The following is a 15,624-nucleotide window of genomic DNA, read 5'->3' as shown; positions in this document are numbered from 1 at the left end:
TCGTCGACCGGGGTCTCGGCGGACTCCTCGATGGTCTGGCGGTAGTACTTGCCGAGGCCGTCGTGGGCCCCCGGTCCAAGCGGACCGCCCCGAAGTCACCGAAGGTGACTGCCCGCCGCGTCACTCCCAACGCTGCCGCCCCGCTGCGCGGCGCCGGGGGGAGTGACCCGGCGGGCAGTCACCTTCGGTGACTTCGGGGCGGTCCGCTTGGACCGGGGGTGCGGGCCCGGGGGGTGAGGCCGGCGGTTGTGCTGCACCGCCCTGCGGGCGGTATTTTTGCTGTTCAGAGGGATATCGGCCGCTGAGTACCGGAGTGGATTCGCTGTCGTCCCCTGCGGGGCCGCCTGCTCCGGTCGCGTTCTCGCGCTCCCTGACAACTACAGTATGCAGTCAAACCGGGGCTGCGTCCAGCCCATCTGGCGCCCCGTCAAGTCGTGACGCCCCGTCACCCCGGGCGGTCTCGCCCTGCGGGCGAGTGGTCTACACCAAAAAGACGCAGCAACAAGAGAGGGTCGATTCCCCCGGGCCCGGAAACAACGTGCGGGACCCCGCCAAATACACAACCCGCAAACCCACATGACAAAACCTCAGAACCACGACCATCACACACCCCTGACACCACAACACAGTCCCATACACAAAACGCAAATGACGAAACCGCATACACACAAAACCCCGCCCTCTCCGCACGATGCAGAGAGGGCGGGAAAAGCGAAGGAAGCTTTTAATCCTCCCAAATTGCTCCGAGCAGCGCCACGCCAAGGCTTTTCCCGACCCCATCCACGAGGACAAGTCCGGCCTTGCTCTCTTCTCCGCCAGGGCCTTCGTCTGCGGCGTACGACGTCACCGGAACGGCGATCGTTGCCGCAGCAGCAACGATCGCGCTGATGAGGGTTCGATTTGTGATCTTCATGCCTCGAACGAGCATGCCGTGGCTCTGTCCATGAGAACGGACAGCACTTCGTCACTGGTTCGGGAGGCATGAAGCCACCGATGCGGAGACGGATTGTTCACGAGTTTCGGTTCTGGCACGCTTTCCGTGAAGCGCGCACGCTGAGTGACGACTGACGCTCGGATCGGCCTTCGGGAATCTGCCTGAAAATGACCAGTGCCGATCTTGGTGTGGTCGACAGTGCGGCGTCGTGGAAGAGACGTCGCTCAGGCTGGAGGAGCTGTTGTTCCCGTCCATCGCGGACGTGGCGGTGCTGTCGGTGGACGTGAACGACGAGGCGATAAACATCGGGGCCCGAAGTACGGCGGCTGGGGCAGCGTGTCCTGACTGTGGGAGCCGGTCGAGTCGAATACACAGCTCCTACCTGCGGTTTCCCGCCGACGTACCCAGTGCGGGACGGCGGGTGGTCCTCTGCCTTCGGGTCCGCAGGTTCTTCTGTCCAGACAATTCATGCGGACGGCGGACGTTCGTCGAGCAGATGTCAGGGCTGACCCGACGGCACAGCAGGTGGACCGAGCGGTTGCGTTCGACGCTTGCCGCGGTCGGTCTCGCCCTCGCCGGCCGGGCCGGCGCCCGGACGGCACGGGTCTTCGGAGTGTCCGTCAGCCGCAGCGCGGTGTTGCGATTGCTCGACGCGTTGCCTGACCCCGAGACGCCGGCCCCGCGGGTGGTCGGCGTCGATGAATACGCTATGCGCAAGGGCCGCGTCTACGGGACGGTCCTGGTCGATGTCGAGACCCGACGGCCGGTTGATCTGTTGCCCGACCGGGAGGCTTCCACCCTGGCCAAGTGGCTGGCGAAGCGCCCCGGAATCGAGGTCGTCTGCCGGGACCGAGCTCCGTTCTTCGCGGAAGGTGCCACAGCCGGGGCGCCTCAGGCGGTCCAGGTTGCTGACCGGTGGCATCTTTGGCACAACCTCGGCGAGGCCGCTGAACGATGCGTCGCCGATCACCGAGCATGCCTACGGGGCACGGCGCCCGAGCCACCCCACCCGGTTGAGGGGCCCGATGCCCCCACGGACAGCTCTGGCTCACCGTGGCCCACCGGCCACCGGTTCGCCGACCGGACCCGGGCCAACCATGCGGCCGTCCACGCGCTGCTCGCCGTCGGCCATAGCCGCCGCTCGATCCAACGCCAACTCGGCATGACGTACCGCACCGTCAAGCTTCTTGCCGATGCCACCGCGCCCGAGGATCTCTTCCACGGCCAATGGCAGGGGCGCCCTTCCGTACTCGATGAGTACAAGCCGTACCTGGACGATCGTTGGAGCCAAGGCTGTACTAACGCCTGGAAGGCATGGGAGGAGATCGTGCCGCTCGGCTACAAGGGCAGTTACCAGCGGGTTCGCGCCTACTTCCGGGCCAAGCGTCTCTCGGCAGATCCGGTCACTGCACCGCCGCCTTCCCCTCGCACGGTCGCCAGCTGGATCCTCCGCCACCCCGACTCCCTCACCGAGGCGGAACGGCTCCGCCTCAAGGCCGTCCTGGTCCGCTGCCCCGAGCTGGATGCACTCGCCGGACATGTCCGGTCCTTCGCCGAGATCCTCACCGAGCGGCGAGGCCCGCGGCTGCCCGAGTGGCTCGACGCCGTCCGCAACGACAACCTGCCCGGCCTCCACACCCTCGCCGCCGGTATCGACCGCGACCGCGACGCTGTCATCGCCGGTCTCACCCTGTCCTGGAACTCAGGCGTCGTGGAGGGGCATGTCAACCGGATCAAGATGCTCAAACGGCAGATGTTCGGCCGGGCCGGATTCCAACTCCTGCGGAAGCGAGTCCTGCTCGCGTGACATGAAGTCGAGGCCTTACAAGATCGCGTCATCGCTCTGGCCGGCCGCGTCGTCTCGGGCCGCCACCCGTTGACGCACCCAGTCGATGAACGTGTCATAGGGGTCTACGGGGACCACATCCGCCAGCAGAGACTCGATCTCCCTGCTCGGTGCGGCATCAAGCCGAAGGAGAATCTCCACCCTCGCGAGCGGCACGAGCCGCATAACGGGCAAGGCAGAGTGCCGGCACTCCTCCAGAAGACGGGAACGGTCGAGAAGGTGGGCCATCTGCGGAACCGCCTCGTCGCGCAGAACCGCCGCGAGTGCCTCACCGCAGGTAAGACTGTTGTCCTCACGCAGAGCCCAGTGCGCACGGAAGTACGGGTCGTCGCTGCTGGGAGCGTGTGCTGCGTGAGGTGGCGGAACAGCTCTGCCGGACACCATCGCGGCCATGCTGAAGGCGACAGGGCCACGTCTGTCGTCACTGGCCGCGTGCCGGTTGATCCACTCCCAGTACGGGGCCGGAACGATGTCGTATCCGACCTCAAAGACACAGGCGTTGGGGTCCACGTAGTGCCGGCTGAACCCAAGAATGGCTTGATCGCCATTGGCAGCAATGAGCCGGAAAGTCCGACCGGACCTCCTGAACCCCGCTGCCTTCATCACCGGAGCCACATGCTGCTTGACCAGCGAGTCCAACGGAGCCACCAAGAGTTCCCCCTACCTCAGCACAGGACCTGCCGTTTCCCGCCGCAGTTCCGCCAGCGGGACAGAAGTGATCTTCGCATGAGAAATGTGCTCGCCTCATCGCGCCCCAGCACCACTCCGCCTCGTGAGCACCCGCCTTCCACATTCACGGAAAGCGAGCCAGAACCCGAGTTTCGACAGAACCTGCCTTCGTCGTGGGCCGGTCGTGTTCGATCAGGAGGGCCGGTCCGGTTGTGCCCGGTCGATATCGTCTGGCAGATCGGTGCCCGGTCGGGCAGGGTGCCGGGTGATGAGCGATGAGTACGAGATGTCATACGCCCTGCCCGACTCCGTCGAGGGTTTGCTGAAACGGGGGCGTGGCCTGGGCGCGGTGCAAGCGATCCGGGGCCCGCGGCGATCTGCCGTGTTCGTGTATGACGGGATTCGCCGTGACTGGCTGTGGGACCAGACCGACGAACGGTCTGTGTACCTGGCGCGGCTGGTCCGTGATCTGGGCCTGTCCCCGATGCCGATCGTTGACCAGCTGGCGGAGGACGAGGAGGCCTGCTTGCGGGCCTGCGAGGTGCTGAATCTGCTGGCTCTCGCCGGATCGGCCGACGCCAGGGAAGGGCTTCGGGCGTATGTCCGCGAAGGCGAGCACTGGGTCCTTGTGCTGGAGTCGCTGTCAGCCGCCTGGCCCCCGGAGTGGTGGGAAGACCTCGGCGACGTGGCCCAGGCCCGGATCGGTGCAGAAGCGGAGCTTCCGTGGTTCTCCGAGCCGTGGACGCGGTTCGGCATCGAGACCCAGAGCCGTCCGTGCGTACCGAGGCCGTCACTGGCCGGGCTCAGCACCGCAGAACTCCTCGCTCTGCTCGCCGACACTCGCGCGGAAGGCGCCACGAAGGTCGACGCACTGCGTGCCCTGAGCGGCCGAGAGCCCGTTGAGGGGCTGATCCCGCTGGTTCCCTCGCTGGGGACGTCGGACGGCCGCCGACCCTTGCCCCTGCTCAGGCGGGCCGTTGAATGCCTGGGCACCATCGCCGTACCGGCGGCGCACGGCTGGGCACAGGAGGACCACCCCTGGCTGGCTCAGCTGGGTGCGGACGTCCTGGCCGACCATGCCGGCCCCGAGGTGTTGCCGGGCCTGGTGACCGAACTCGCCGAACAGTGGACAGCGCGGGCCTGGTGCGGTCCCGACCGGACGGCCCGGCGCCTGGCCCGGTTTGGGCCTGACGCCGCCGGAGCGGTGCCCTACCTGCGGCGCTTCTTGCTGCACACCCCGCACTCGTATGAGCGGGCCGCGTACCTGGGGGCACTCGCCGCCATCGACGGAGACGGCTTGGAAGCCGTGTACGCCGAGACCCTCTGGGACTGTGAGGAAACGATGCGGCTGCTGGGGATCACTTCCGCACCCGCGAGCCCGGACGTCCTCGAACGGATTGCCGTACTACGCGATGATCCGATGGAGACGACCGAGGTGAGAGTCGCGGCCCGAGCACGGCTGGGCGCCGCTACCGGCCAGCTGTACTGACCCTGTTCGAACGAGCGAGCCCGACCATCGGGGCGCCTCCCGTTCTCGTGAACAACGGCCCCCGCCTGATCCGGGCGCCTTCCGATCCGCTGAACAAATGCTGCCGAGACTCGTGAACAAAGCCAATGCCGCGATCTGGATGCGCTGTACGGCGATCTGCGGCCCGATCAGGCGAACGCCCGGCTGGGTACCTCGGATGAAGTGGCACGCCGTCAGATCGCCGTACGGGAGCTTAGATCGGCGTGGTCTCGGCTTCCCTCGCCGCCGTGATGGCTGCCTCCCGAGCGGCTTCCCACTCGGCGTCAGCAGCAGCCTTGTGCTTCTCCGCGGTGATCAGGCAGCGCCCGCACAGGCCGGAGGTCTGCACGGCTCGGCCGCACGGCCCGTCATACCCGGGGCATGCGCCCGTCTCGCGGCCGTCCGACTGGGCCCAGGCGATGCAGGACAGGCCGGAGGCGACGACGCCCCGGCCGCAGCCGTCGGCGGACACCGGGCGGTCCCCGCCGAGGCAGCCGGGCAGAACTCTTCGCCGGGGGCAGCCAGTCGGGGGCACAGGCTGTCGTCTCCGGCGCACGGGCGGTGCCGCCCTGCGCCGGTGACCTCTGCTGCGAGCCTGGATTGCTGCTCGGCCCATGAGGCGGGTTCCGGTGTCTGCTCGTGGGCCTGGTGCTCGCGGTGCACCAGGTCGTAGGTGCCGGAAGGCTGAGCCGGAATCGGCAGGATGCCGGGCCGACCGCCATCAACTCACGCAGGCGGCTCGCGACGACTGCGTCGACAGACGTACGGATCGGCTGCGGCAGGGCCTTGGACAGCAGCGCGTGCCGGATCTCCTGAGCTGTGAACCCGGACGCCAGACTAGGATCTTTCTCGCCGATATCCGCTGTGCCGATGTTCCGACCGCCGGTTCGTACACTGCGGGGGTGGAAGACCATACGGCCACCAGGGTCTATGCACGTCCGGTGCCTGCCTTGCGGCGGTACGTCGGCTCGTATGCCGGTTTCGATCTTCGTGGGTTCCCGGCGGGGGTGCACTGCGGTCCGCCGGGCCGTGTGCTGACTGCGGTGATCAGTCTGTCCGGTCCTTTGGAGGTGGCGGCGGGCGTCGATGACGGGTCGCCGGTCACCCGATTCGGCAGCGTGGCCGGCGGTTTGATGCGCCGGTCTGTCGCGATCCACCACGACGGGCGCCAGGAAGGCGTGCAGGTGTCGCTGACACCGCTCGGGGCCCGGGCCGTCTACGGCCTGCCCGCCGCTGAGCTCGCCCACCGACTGGTCCCACTCGATGAGCTTCTCGGAGCGCTCGGCGTCGAGCTGGTCGACCGGCTCCGCGCGGCGACGGCATGGGCCGCGCGGTTCGCGGTGCTGGACGAGTTGCTCCTGCGAGCCGTCGGTCGCGGCGCAGGCGATGACCCCGTGTCCCGGGTGCGCCCCGAGGTGGCCGAGGCCTGGCGCCGCCTCTTGGCCGCGCGGGGCCGCGTCCAGGTTGGGGAGGTCGCCGCAGAACTGGGCTGGAGTCGTCGGTACCTCACCGAGCGGTTTCGCGGTGAGGTGGGCCTGTCGCCGAAGACCTTCGCCCGGGTGTTGCGCTTTGAGCACGCGCACGAACTGGCCACCAGGCACGACCCGCTTTCGTGGGCCGAGGTGGCGGTCGTCTCCGGTTACGCCGACCAGGCCCATCTCGTCCGGGACTGGAGCGAGTTCACGGGCCGTTCGCCGACAGCATGGCGTCGCGGCGAAGTCCTGCTCGGGACTGGGTAGTCGCCGTCCGGCCGCCCATCGCGTCGGCTTCCGTTCCCTTTCCTTCAAGACCGCCCTATTGCTGTCCTGTGACGATCGTCGGCATGAGACTTGTGAATCACGAACCCAACGCCATCGACCTGCGGACCACCCCTGTGCACCTCGGGCTGGGGTCGAGAGCGAAGCCCGTCGAGGGCTTCGCCTGGGACCCGGAGGTGCTCCATGCCTACAGCGCCGCGGTCGCGGCGGACGGCGCCGAGGGCCGGATGGTGACGATCTTCGACGGCGATGGCCTCGGCGATCATTGGGAGCGTCACCCCGCCGGCGACGAACTGGTCGTCTGCCTCAGCGGGTCGGTGACGGTCACCCGCGATGTGGAGGGAGTGCCCGACCGGGTTGTGCTCGGGCCGGGCGAGGCCGCCGTCAACCCGGCCGGGGCATGGCACGCGGTCGACATGGCGGGGCCGGCGTCCATCCTGACGATCACCGCTGGCCTCGGCACCGACCAGCGTCCCCGGGCCGAAGCGCTTCCGACCGAGCGCGCCGGCACGTCCGGCCCGCGAAACCCGTGACGACCCGTGTCGCTTGCCTCGGCGACAGCCTCACCCGCGCGCAACTCAGCGTCGACTACCTGGAGCTTCTTGAACGACGCCGACCTCCCGGCGACGTACGGCTCGCCCGCTTCGGCGTCAACGGCGACTTCGCCCACAACCTCTCACAACGCGTCGATGCCGTCGTCGCGGACTCACCCGACGTGATCACCGTGCTGATCGGGACCAACGACGCCCGAGCGAGCCTCGCCGGCTATCCCGTCGAGCGGGCCATGAAGCGCAAACAGCTTCCCGAGCGCCCGTCGGCCGACTGGTTCCAGCAGTGCCTGGGAGCCGTCGTCGAGCGGCTGCGAGTGCAGACTGACGCGACGATCGCTCTACTGTCTCTCCCGGTCCTCGGCCAACAACTCGACGGAGCCGCGGCGCGGGCATCACGGGCGTACAGCCGCATGATCGCCGAGGTCGCCACCACTACCAAGGCGGCCTACCTCCCGCTCCACGAACGCCAGACCGAGGAACTGTTCCGGGCGGATCCGCCGCCGATCCCCTACCAGGACCCGACGCCCGCAGCGAGCGTCGGCGTCCTCGTCCGGCACGCCTTGCTGCACCGCAGCCTCGACACGATCTCGGAGCGCCGCGGTCTCGTGCTCACGACCGACCACATCCATCAGAACAGCCGCGGCGCCGCCCTTGTCGCCGAGGTCATCGACGCCTGGCTCCCGGTTAGGAGGGCGTAGCCGGTTCCGGCGGTGGCCTATCTCCTGCGTATTCGGTTCCCACCCCTACGGGGCAGGTGACGAGGACGGGACCATCTCGAACGCTCTCGGCTACCACGACGAAACCGCCACCCGTCGGCTCAGTGAGATCGGCGGGGCCTGGACCCGCGCCCTTGGGGGATCACACACGGTCACCGGCAGGTTGGGTTCCACGGGGAACTGGCGACAGTTGATTGCGAGAGTCCGCCAGTCTCACACCCGAGGCAGGCGGGGCGCTCGGAGCCTGCCCCGGAGGGCGTGCATGGGGGCCATGATCGGGGGCACATGGGCGTCGAGGGGTTGGGGTCGCTCCCCGGGCCTGCGGTCTCCCCGAGACCGCACGGGCCCGAATCGGGTGAAGGACCGGCCCGCATCGTGGACGGTGCGGGCCGGTCCGCTGCTTTGAGGGCGGCCGTTAGTCGAGGATTTCCGAGTTCGGAGTCGGCCCGGCACACCATGCACGCGTCCGCGTGGCCGTCGGCGAGCAGGCGGCGTGCCTCGGTGGCGGTGACGGGCCTGGTGTTGCGGCTGGTCATCCGACAATCCCCCGCATGCACGCTGTCCGGCACCGGACGTCCGCCCTCACGTATGAAGGATGGCACCCAGGCCGGCGGCTCCCGTCGAGGCCGGCGCGCGCCCAGCTCGGCGTCGCGTTCCTCGGCCGCGGCGATGGCGGCCTGGACGTGGGCCAGGGCAACCGTCGGATACGTCTCGTTGGTGCGCAGGCGCGGGAGGTCGGGCACGGGCTCACGCCGCCCCCGCGAGTACGTCCGCAGCTCCGGGCGCGGCAGCGGCGGTGGTCGGCTGCTTGGCCTGCAGGGCAGGGCGCGCTTTGTCCTGGCCGGCCTTGCAGAGCGGGTTCTCTGGGGGAGGCGGTGTGGCGCGAGGCAGATGAACGAATATAGGTGGGCCTCTCCCAAGTAGCTCGATTGTTTCCTGCCCTTGAGCTCGGCCGGATCGGCGCTGCCGTATGGGCGGCAACGGCGCGATCCGAGTCCACAGCTCGTCGTCCACCAGTCAGGGCTGGGGATCACGCTTGGCCACACTCGACCGACGCGTCACTCGTCCAGAGGACAGCCCGGCTCATTTCGTTGGGAGTTCTTGGGTTCGGAAAAGCCGTTGGCTGTCGGTATTCCTTGCTGGAACGATCCTGGGATGTCCGACTACCGTGCCGCTGTCCTCCGCCTGTGGGGTCGCCAGCTCTACGAGCGTCAGGGCGAGCCACTCGCCTGGGCGGAGGCGGTCCTGGAGGCCACCGGTCGCCCGCCGACCGCGGTCACTGCGGCGATGTCCGGCCGACTCGACGCCCTCGCTGATTCCCCGTCGGACCGCGCAACGTTGCTGTTCCGGACGGTCGCCAAGCTGGCCGCGAACCTGCGGGGCGACGGCCACTACGACGCGGATGTCGGCACCCGAATCGGCCCAGTGGCCCTGCAGCTGGGCGAGCTCGAACCATCACTCGCCGGCTCGCTCGGCGACGCACTCGGCCACCCGCCGGATGGGCCGACATCCCTCGTCACCGTCCACGCCGCCGAGTTGAGCGGGAACCGAACGATCCGGCTGCGGGCGATCGACGCCCTGCTGGAGTGGGCCGAGCTCGGCCATGCGCAGGCACGGGCGGCCCTGTCCGAGGTGGCCTCCGACCACCGGACGCAGGATGTCACCGTCTGGACCAAGGCACTCGGCCGGATCGCTCTGTTCGGCGACGCGAGCGTCGAACCGGGCCTACTGCGTGCGCTCGCCGACACCGGGCATCGCGGGGTGCGGTGGTCGGCGCTCGCCTGTGCCGAACTCGGCTTCCGCCGGGCCGTTCCGCTGATCATCGCCCTGCTGGAGCATCCCGATCCGATGGTCCGCGAGGGTGCCTGCGAGGCGCTGGGCCTCTTTGAGGATCACGCCGCCGTGCCCGCGCTGGCGGCCCGGCTGAACGATGAGACCAGCTGGGTGCGCAGCAGGGCCGCCCTGGCGCTCGGCCAAATCGGTAGCGACCGGGCACTCGTTGCGCTCTGGCAGGCCATGATGGAATGCCGGAACCCGAAGGCCAGTCATCTCGCCTCAGCGATCGCCGCCTTCGGCCCGCCGGTGGTGGACAATTTGATCGCCCTCACCACGGATCCCGACCCGGACCTCCGAGCACTGGCCTGCCGCGCTCTCGGTTCCACCGCCGACGAGCGGGCCCTGCCAGCACTGGAACGCCTCGCCGCCCACGACCTCGCCAGAACCACCCTCGGTGGCCTCGTGGCAACCGCCGCCAAGCAGGGATTGCGGACCGCGCACCGCATTCGCGCGCGCACCGCATCGACCTGAGCTCGACGCTCGTCTCGACTGACGTTCACCGTGTGGAGATGCGTCAGGGCTTCTGGTTGGGGGCGCGGGTCAGGTCGCGGTTGGCTGCTCGGGCGCTTCACGTTCGGCTTGACGCTCCTCAAGCGCGCGCGTCGGTTCAACGTTGCTCTGTTCGAGCCTGGTGATTCGACTGTTCAGCTCGGCGACGTCGGCGGGTGGCCCGAGGCCGGAGGCCCGCCAGATCTCTTCGCCGAGCGTCTTCGACAGGGGTTCTTCGAGCTGCTGGACGCGGGCGGTCAAGCGGGTGCTGCGAGCACCTGCGTGGGCGAGATCGGTTTGAAGCGATACCGAGGTGACGGTTGACCGAGTCCCGGACGGCGTGGCCGGTTCGTGCGCCGCGGTGTGGAGCGCGTCGAGGAGGTCGCGATGGCGGTAGAGGAAGGTGCGGTCGACACGGGCGGCGCGGGCGATGGCTGAGGCGGTCAGTGGGCTTGCGTCGCGCCGTGCGGTGGTGATCGCGCTCGTCACGCGGGTACGGCGGCGTTCGGTATCGGTCTGGCGGCCGTCGTTCATGGCTGTGGTCACGACGTGTGGATCCTTGGGGGTCGGACGTCGGGCAGGGGCTGGCCGACGCGGGGCATGCCGAGGTGGACGGTGCGCGAGCGGCGCATGAGGGTGACGGCCTGTTCGATCTGCGCGCGGTCCTCGGCGGTGAGCTGGTCGAGGTCGGAGCTGACGCGGTCGATGGGCCGGCGGACCCGGCTGATCTCCTCCTGCGAGGGCATGCCTGGGTACGTGCCCATTCGTCGGCCTCGAACGCGGGCATCAGCCGTTCCCGGCTGCGCAGCGGGTCGGCGAGGTGGGCTTGAAGGTCGGGGGGGTGGGAGACGTCGGTGGGGAAGTGCTCGCACCCCAGGCAGCGGTACCGCAGCGGGCAAGCGTGGCCGCCGGCGGTGACTCAGCCCTGACGCGGCGGGGGTCTCAGAGAGCGCCTTGGGGATGGTGCCTGCGGACACCGAGCGGTCCTGGCCGGCAGCACTCCACTGGGAGAGCAAGGGCATGGGCGGATTCCAGACGCGTTCGCCGGGGTCGTGGAGAGGCCAGCGGGACGGTGCCGTCGTCGCGCCGAGTACGGCTGATCGACGCACGTGAACCCCGCTGGGCTGCGGCAGCCCTGGCTCTCCCTGGCCGCCATGGTGATCAACCTGTCGAACGCACTGGACGCGCAGCTGCAGCGCGACGCCCAGATCAGTCACTTCGCATACTCGAATACCAGGTCCTCGCCACCCTGTCCGAGGCCGACGAACGCACCATGCGAATGAGCGAGCTGGCGGTCCTCACCAACGGCTCGCTCTCCCGCCTGTCCCACGTGGTCAAGCGGCTCGAGAAGCAGGGCTGGGTGCGCCGCACCCCCGATCCGGACAACGGCCGCTACACCCTGGCCGTCCTCACCGAGACAGGCTGGGAGAAGGTCGTCGCCACCGCCCCGGGCCACGTCGAGGAGGTCCGCCGCCTCGTCTTCGACCCGCTCGCCCAGGCCCAGCAACGCACCCTGCGCGCCATCGGCAGCCGGTGTCAGCCAGGCCATCGACCCCACCGGTGCCTGCCCGGAGTGACGATGCGCTCCCCCGTCCCCTCGGCCCGCCGACGCGAGGCACGCGGACCCGCCCACGCTCTGGTGCGCGCCCCCGCACCGCGTGACCCGCACACGGCTCGCCATGTCCGCGATCTCGATCCTGTCGGGCCCGACGGCGGCTTCGATCGCGCACGAGGCGACCCTGCGCGGCTCTGGACACCTGCCTGGAAGCCGCGGCCGAGGAACACCGGACCGACGACGGCGACCTGGTCGGCAAGCCCAGGGGCGGCCCACGCCGGACCTGGACGATCAAGAAATGAGCCCCGCCCAGGGAAGGACCCCGCCCATCCGGCATCTTCCGCACCGGCCCCTTCGGACCGATCGGCGAAGCCCCCGCCATCTGACTCCGAGGGCGTGCGTGCGGGGTGAGTTCGCGGGCACACGGGCCCGGTCAGCGGCCTGGGCCGCTTCCCGGGCCCGCGGCCTCCCCCGGACCGCACGGGCCCGAACCGGGTGGACGACCGGCCCGCACTCGTGGACGGTGCGGGCCGGTCCGCTGCTCGAGGAACCGGCCGTCACTCGAGGGCGCCGAGTTCGGAATCGGCCCGGCAGACCGCGCACGCACTCACGTGGCAGTCGGCGAGCAGGCGGCGTGCCTCAGCGGCCGTGACCGCTCCGGTGCTGCGGGCCGGTCATGCGGCAGTCTCCCGCGTGCACGCTGTCGGGCACGGCGGCCGACCTCGCGGAGGTAGGAGAGCACCCAGGCCGGCGCCTCGCGCCCAGGCCGGCGCCTCGCGCCGAGGCCGGCGCGCGCGCAGCTCGGCCTCGGGTTCCTCGGCCGCCACGACAGCCGCCTGGACATGGGCCGGCGCGACCGTCGGACAGGTCTCGATGGTGCGAGGGCGCGGGAGATCGGGCGGGAGGTCGGGGCGGGAGGTCGGGGCGGGCTCACGCCGCCCCCACGAGCATGCCCGCAGCGCCGGGCGGGGCCTCGGCGGGGGCCGGGATGTTGCCGCCGACGGTGCGGCGGCGGTCGACGATGGCCGCGCAGAGGCGGGGAATCGGTGAACGTCTTGGGCCGGCCGGAGAAGGACCCGGTTGGAGGCGAGGGCGACGCTGCTCTTCTCCTCGCGTCCGGTCAGGACGCGGAAGAGGAGTTCGGCCCCGCGGCGGCCGAGCTCCATGTCGCCCCCCTCGTCGATGCAGGGCAGGCCACCAGCTCGCCGGCCAGCCCGACCGCGACGTCCCCGAAGTCGGCCTCGGCCACGGCACCGGGCTCGTGGGTCTGCGCACGAACCGTCCACGACTCCCTTGCCGGCCTGCAACCGGATCTCCTCGCGGGATCGCCGCGCGGCGTGGGGGTCAGGCTCCGATGCCGACCGAGGACACGTAGGCGTAGGCGTTGTAGTCGGAGTCGAGGTCGCTGATGACGTCGTCCCAGATCTCGTCGACGAGGTCGGCGTCCTGGGCGGCGTAGGCGTCGACGAGGTCGCCCCAGACGTATCGGACGGTGAGGGACCGCTGGGAGAGGTTCCGGCGCAGCCGCTCCTCGGGGACGTGGGTCTGGTCGACGGGGTAGATCTCCATCCGGCGGCCGCGGCCGTCGTTGTCGAGGTGGCGTTTCAACCAGCCGGAGCGCAGCAGGTTCTCGCGCCGGCGCTCCCAGTAGGCGCTGTCGATGCGCTCCAGGTTGGCCTTCGAGGGCTTGGACTTGCCCTGCATCCACGAGCGGATCGTGCGGGCCGACACTCCCCGGTCCTTCAGCGCCTGGCGGCCGGCGGCGCTGTCGAGGTAGCGCAGGCGTGCGGAAAGGCCGCGCTTGGACGTGACCGGCGAGGAAATACCCGAGGAGTGGACGATCCGGTTGAGTTCCAGGATCAGGGCTTCGCCACCCTTCATCCCGCGGGTGTTGTACTTCTGGAATTCTCCCCAGCGGGACCACAGGTCCGGAGAACCTGCCATTACCGCTTACCCCCAAGAATGTAAGTGTCCTTTTCCTTGACCTGGTTCAGGTCCCGGCCCTCCGGGAAAACCGCCCGCCAGTCCCCCACGACGTGCAGTTCGTCCGTTCCGGAAATCTCCACGACCTGAAGTCCGGCCTTGTGCGCCTTGTGCGCCTTCATCCACAGATTCGCGAACGCCTTGGAGCGGATGATGTGCATCCAGTCCGGGCGGCGGATTTCACGGTTCGCACTGGACTCACCGATCGTCGACACGAACTTAGAATACATTGCCTTCACATAGGCGACGGTCAGTTCGTCGCCATTCACCAGCGCGGTCTTCCGGGTTTCCGCAAGCGCGCGGCGCATCTTTTCCAGCAGCGCTTCCGAGGCGCCGGAGACCAGCGACCGGTGAATGACCGGGGCGTCCGCGAGGCCCTGGCGGGCGCAGTCGAGCAGCAGGCGCAGCGTGGACTCGGTGACCCACAGCTCCCCCGGCTCCATCCGGGCCCCGAGAGGGTGGGGAAGGTCGGTGTGGTGCCAGTCGGCGGGGGTGATCAGGTGGACGCCGGCCTTCTTCGGGTCGTGGACGCCGCTGGTGTCCTCGCGGAGCTGGCCGATCGGGAGCCATGCCTTGAGCGCCGACAAATAGGCCGCGTTCATGTCGAGGGCGGTCACCTCGATACGCTCGCCCTTCTTCGCCGCCGCGAAAATCTCAGGGTTACGCCACTTCGGGCGGCCCTCCCAAATGTCGTCGGCTCCCTTCTGGGACCTCTTGCTCAGCACATCGGCGGTCGGCGGGAATTCGGAGTGCTCGTAACGGCCGCCCACCCGGGACTTCTTCAGCAGCGCCATCACGTCCGGGATCGCGCGCTTGATCAGCTCCGCGTGCGCCGCGTCGACGTCACCCGAGCACGCCGCGAGGACGTCGCGGACCGGGCCGGTGATCTGCTCGACGAGGGTGGTGGAGGCGTAGCCCGGAGCACTGGCGCCGCGCTGCGGCCGGGCCGGTTCCGACAGGGTCGACGCGGCAGGCACCGGCACCTCGCACCGAGCGGCCGTGGGCAGCTGGGGCGCGGCCTGCCCGGCGGGGTCGGGCGCAGGGATGTCGGTCGGCGTGGCCGAGCCGGCCGCCGCCGCGCCCGCGGCTGTGACCGCCGCCCCGCACTCGGCGGGGGTGAGGTGCTGCGGGTAGCCGTCGACCTCATCCCGGGCCGGCTGCCCGCACAGGACACACGGCCGCCCCATGCTCACCGGGGCCGCCGCGTTGCCGGTGCCGGCGGCGGCTTCCGCCATGTCCTGCAGCGCGGCTTCCTCGACCGGCGCGGCCAGATCGGGAACGGGCGCGGACCGTGCGGCGGCCGAAGGGAGTGGGGCGCGGGGCGGGAGTGGGACCGCGAGGGCCTGCGCCCCGGACTGGAGGCTGGGCACCGCGCCGTGCAGGACCCCAACGGCGTGTGTGGGTCCGGCGAGCAGGTCGAGCACGTGCAGTCGGTAGTGCGCGGCGAGGAGGTCGACGTCTTCCAGGGACCAGTGGCTCTTGGCCGCCTGTTTGCGCGAGACCTGCGCCTGCGACTGGCCGAGGGCGGCGGCCAGGTCGCCCTGTCGTTCGCCGGTCCGCGTCATCAGCGCAGACACGGTGAGCCTGAGGATGTCCTCCGTACCCATCACGACCGCAACCCTAGCACCACGGAATGCGAAATATGCATAGGGAATGCGGATGAGGGCCCCTGGATGTCGCGTGCGCGTGACAGTGAAAAACGTGGCACGTCATCGCTGCGCGGCGACCTCGGACCGTCATAGGACTCCGACACCAGCAACGAGTCGGGTTCGTCTCCCCAC

The 15,624-nt window shown here is 69.6% G+C and carries 15 protein-coding genes and 2 pseudogenes; 7 read left to right on the top strand and 10 right to left on the bottom strand.

All coding sequences use genetic code 11. The features are described 5' to 3' along the window. Positions 1 to 724: 724 nt before the first annotated feature. Positions 725 to 913, bottom strand: a complete 189-nt coding sequence (locus AB0M16_RS34860; RefSeq protein WP_365350282.1) for a hypothetical protein — start codon at positions 911 to 913, stop codon at positions 725 to 727. Between the two features lie 229 nt (positions 914 to 1,142). Here AB0M16_RS34860 and AB0M16_RS34855 point away from each other — a divergent pair, with 229 nt between their 5' ends. After that, the gene (locus AB0M16_RS34855; protein ID WP_365350280.1) at positions 1,143 to 2,741 is read left to right on the top strand and encodes an ISL3 family transposase; all 1,599 of its coding nucleotides are present in this window, start codon (positions 1,143 to 1,145) and stop codon (positions 2,739 to 2,741) included. 15 nt (positions 2,742 to 2,756) lie between these two features. Here the strand turns inward: AB0M16_RS34855 and AB0M16_RS34850 are convergent, their stop codons facing one another. Then, positions 2,757 to 3,419, bottom strand: coding sequence for a DUF4304 domain-containing protein (locus tag AB0M16_RS34850; protein WP_365350278.1), 663 nt, complete (start codon positions 3,417 to 3,419; stop codon positions 2,757 to 2,759). A 298-nt stretch (positions 3,420 to 3,717) separates the two neighbouring features. Here AB0M16_RS34850 and AB0M16_RS34845 point away from each other — a divergent pair, with 298 nt between their 5' ends. Beyond that, positions 3,718 to 4,938 (top strand): hypothetical protein, encoded by a 1,221-nt coding sequence (locus AB0M16_RS34845; RefSeq protein WP_365350277.1) that lies wholly within the window; start codon positions 3,718 to 3,720, stop codon positions 4,936 to 4,938. A 232-nt stretch (positions 4,939 to 5,170) separates the two neighbouring features. Here the strand turns inward: AB0M16_RS34845 and AB0M16_RS34840 are convergent, their stop codons facing one another. After that, positions 5,171 to 5,428 (bottom strand): hypothetical protein, encoded by a 258-nt coding sequence (locus tag AB0M16_RS34840; protein ID WP_365350275.1) that lies wholly within the window; start codon positions 5,426 to 5,428, stop codon positions 5,171 to 5,173. Positions 5,429 to 5,858: 430 nt separating this feature from the next. On the opposite strand from AB0M16_RS34840, the gene AB0M16_RS34835 reads away from it, so the two are divergent. From AB0M16_RS34835 to AB0M16_RS34825, 3 genes are all read left to right on the top strand, one after another. Continuing rightward, on the top strand, positions 5,859 to 6,695 hold the full coding sequence (locus AB0M16_RS34835) for a helix-turn-helix domain-containing protein (protein ID WP_365350273.1): 837 nt from the start codon (positions 5,859 to 5,861) through the stop codon (positions 6,693 to 6,695). 68 nt (positions 6,696 to 6,763) lie between these two features. Next, complete coding sequence (locus AB0M16_RS34830) at positions 6,764 to 7,246, top strand: cupin domain-containing protein (protein WP_365350271.1); 483 nt, start codon at positions 6,764 to 6,766, stop codon at positions 7,244 to 7,246. Next, on the top strand, positions 7,243 to 7,962 hold the full coding sequence (locus AB0M16_RS34825) for an SGNH/GDSL hydrolase family protein (RefSeq protein ID WP_365350269.1): 720 nt from the start codon (positions 7,243 to 7,245) through the stop codon (positions 7,960 to 7,962). Before AB0M16_RS34830 ends, AB0M16_RS34825 begins: the two co-directional genes overlap by 4 nt. A gap of 170 nt (positions 7,963 to 8,132) precedes the next feature. Here AB0M16_RS34825 and AB0M16_RS34820 read toward each other — a convergent pair whose 3' ends face one another. Continuing rightward, positions 8,133 to 8,582: a DUF6233 domain-containing protein gene (locus tag AB0M16_RS34820; protein WP_365350290.1), complete on the bottom strand. Its 450-nt coding sequence runs from the start codon at positions 8,580 to 8,582 to the stop codon at positions 8,133 to 8,135. A gap of 553 nt (positions 8,583 to 9,135) precedes the next feature. Between AB0M16_RS34820 and AB0M16_RS34815 the strand changes: the two genes are divergently transcribed. Continuing rightward, the gene (locus tag AB0M16_RS34815) at positions 9,136 to 10,287 is read left to right on the top strand and encodes a HEAT repeat domain-containing protein (protein WP_365350267.1); all 1,152 of its coding nucleotides are present in this window, start codon (positions 9,136 to 9,138) and stop codon (positions 10,285 to 10,287) included. A 69-nt stretch (positions 10,288 to 10,356) separates the two neighbouring features. Here AB0M16_RS34815 and AB0M16_RS34810 read toward each other — a convergent pair whose 3' ends face one another. Together AB0M16_RS34810 and AB0M16_RS34805 are read right to left on the bottom strand one after the other, a co-directional pair. Next, a complete protein-coding gene (locus AB0M16_RS34810; protein WP_365350265.1) occupies positions 10,357 to 10,851 on the bottom strand; it encodes a hypothetical protein in 495 nt (164 codons plus the stop codon). Next, positions 10,848 to 11,051: a hypothetical protein gene (locus tag AB0M16_RS34805; RefSeq protein ID WP_365350263.1), complete on the bottom strand. Its 204-nt coding sequence runs from the start codon at positions 11,049 to 11,051 to the stop codon at positions 10,848 to 10,850. The genes AB0M16_RS34810 and AB0M16_RS34805 overlap by 4 nt, the downstream gene beginning before the upstream one ends. 527 nt (positions 11,052 to 11,578) lie before the next feature. Between AB0M16_RS34805 and AB0M16_RS34800 the strand changes: the two genes are divergently transcribed. Further along, entirely contained in the window at positions 11,579 to 12,271 is a 693-nt protein-coding gene (locus tag AB0M16_RS34800; RefSeq protein WP_365350261.1) for a MarR family transcriptional regulator, read from the top strand. A gap of 146 nt (positions 12,272 to 12,417) precedes the next feature. Here AB0M16_RS34800 and AB0M16_RS34795 read toward each other — a convergent pair. The 4 genes and pseudogenes from AB0M16_RS34795 to AB0M16_RS34780 all read right to left on the bottom strand — a co-directional run. Then, positions 12,418 to 12,516: pseudogene (locus AB0M16_RS34795) on the bottom strand (DUF6233 domain-containing protein); the annotation flags it as partial. Between the two features lie 274 nt (positions 12,517 to 12,790). After that, positions 12,791 to 13,053: pseudogene (locus AB0M16_RS34790) on the bottom strand (ATP-binding protein); the annotation flags it as partial. A gap of 151 nt (positions 13,054 to 13,204) precedes the next feature. Then, positions 13,205 to 13,804 (bottom strand): hypothetical protein, encoded by a 600-nt coding sequence (locus AB0M16_RS34785; protein WP_365350259.1) that lies wholly within the window; start codon positions 13,802 to 13,804, stop codon positions 13,205 to 13,207. Next, positions 13,804 to 15,450: an acyltransferase gene (locus tag AB0M16_RS34780; RefSeq protein ID WP_365350288.1), complete on the bottom strand. Its 1,647-nt coding sequence runs from the start codon at positions 15,448 to 15,450 to the stop codon at positions 13,804 to 13,806. The genes AB0M16_RS34785 and AB0M16_RS34780 overlap by 1 nt, the downstream gene beginning before the upstream one ends. Between the last annotated feature and the right edge of the window lie 174 nt (positions 15,451 to 15,624).

The organism is Streptomyces sp. NPDC051921 (assembly GCF_040680975.1).
Taxonomy (GTDB): Bacteria; Actinomycetota; Actinomycetes; order Streptomycetales; family Streptomycetaceae; genus Streptomyces.
This window is presented reverse-complemented; position numbering and strand designations above follow the sequence as displayed.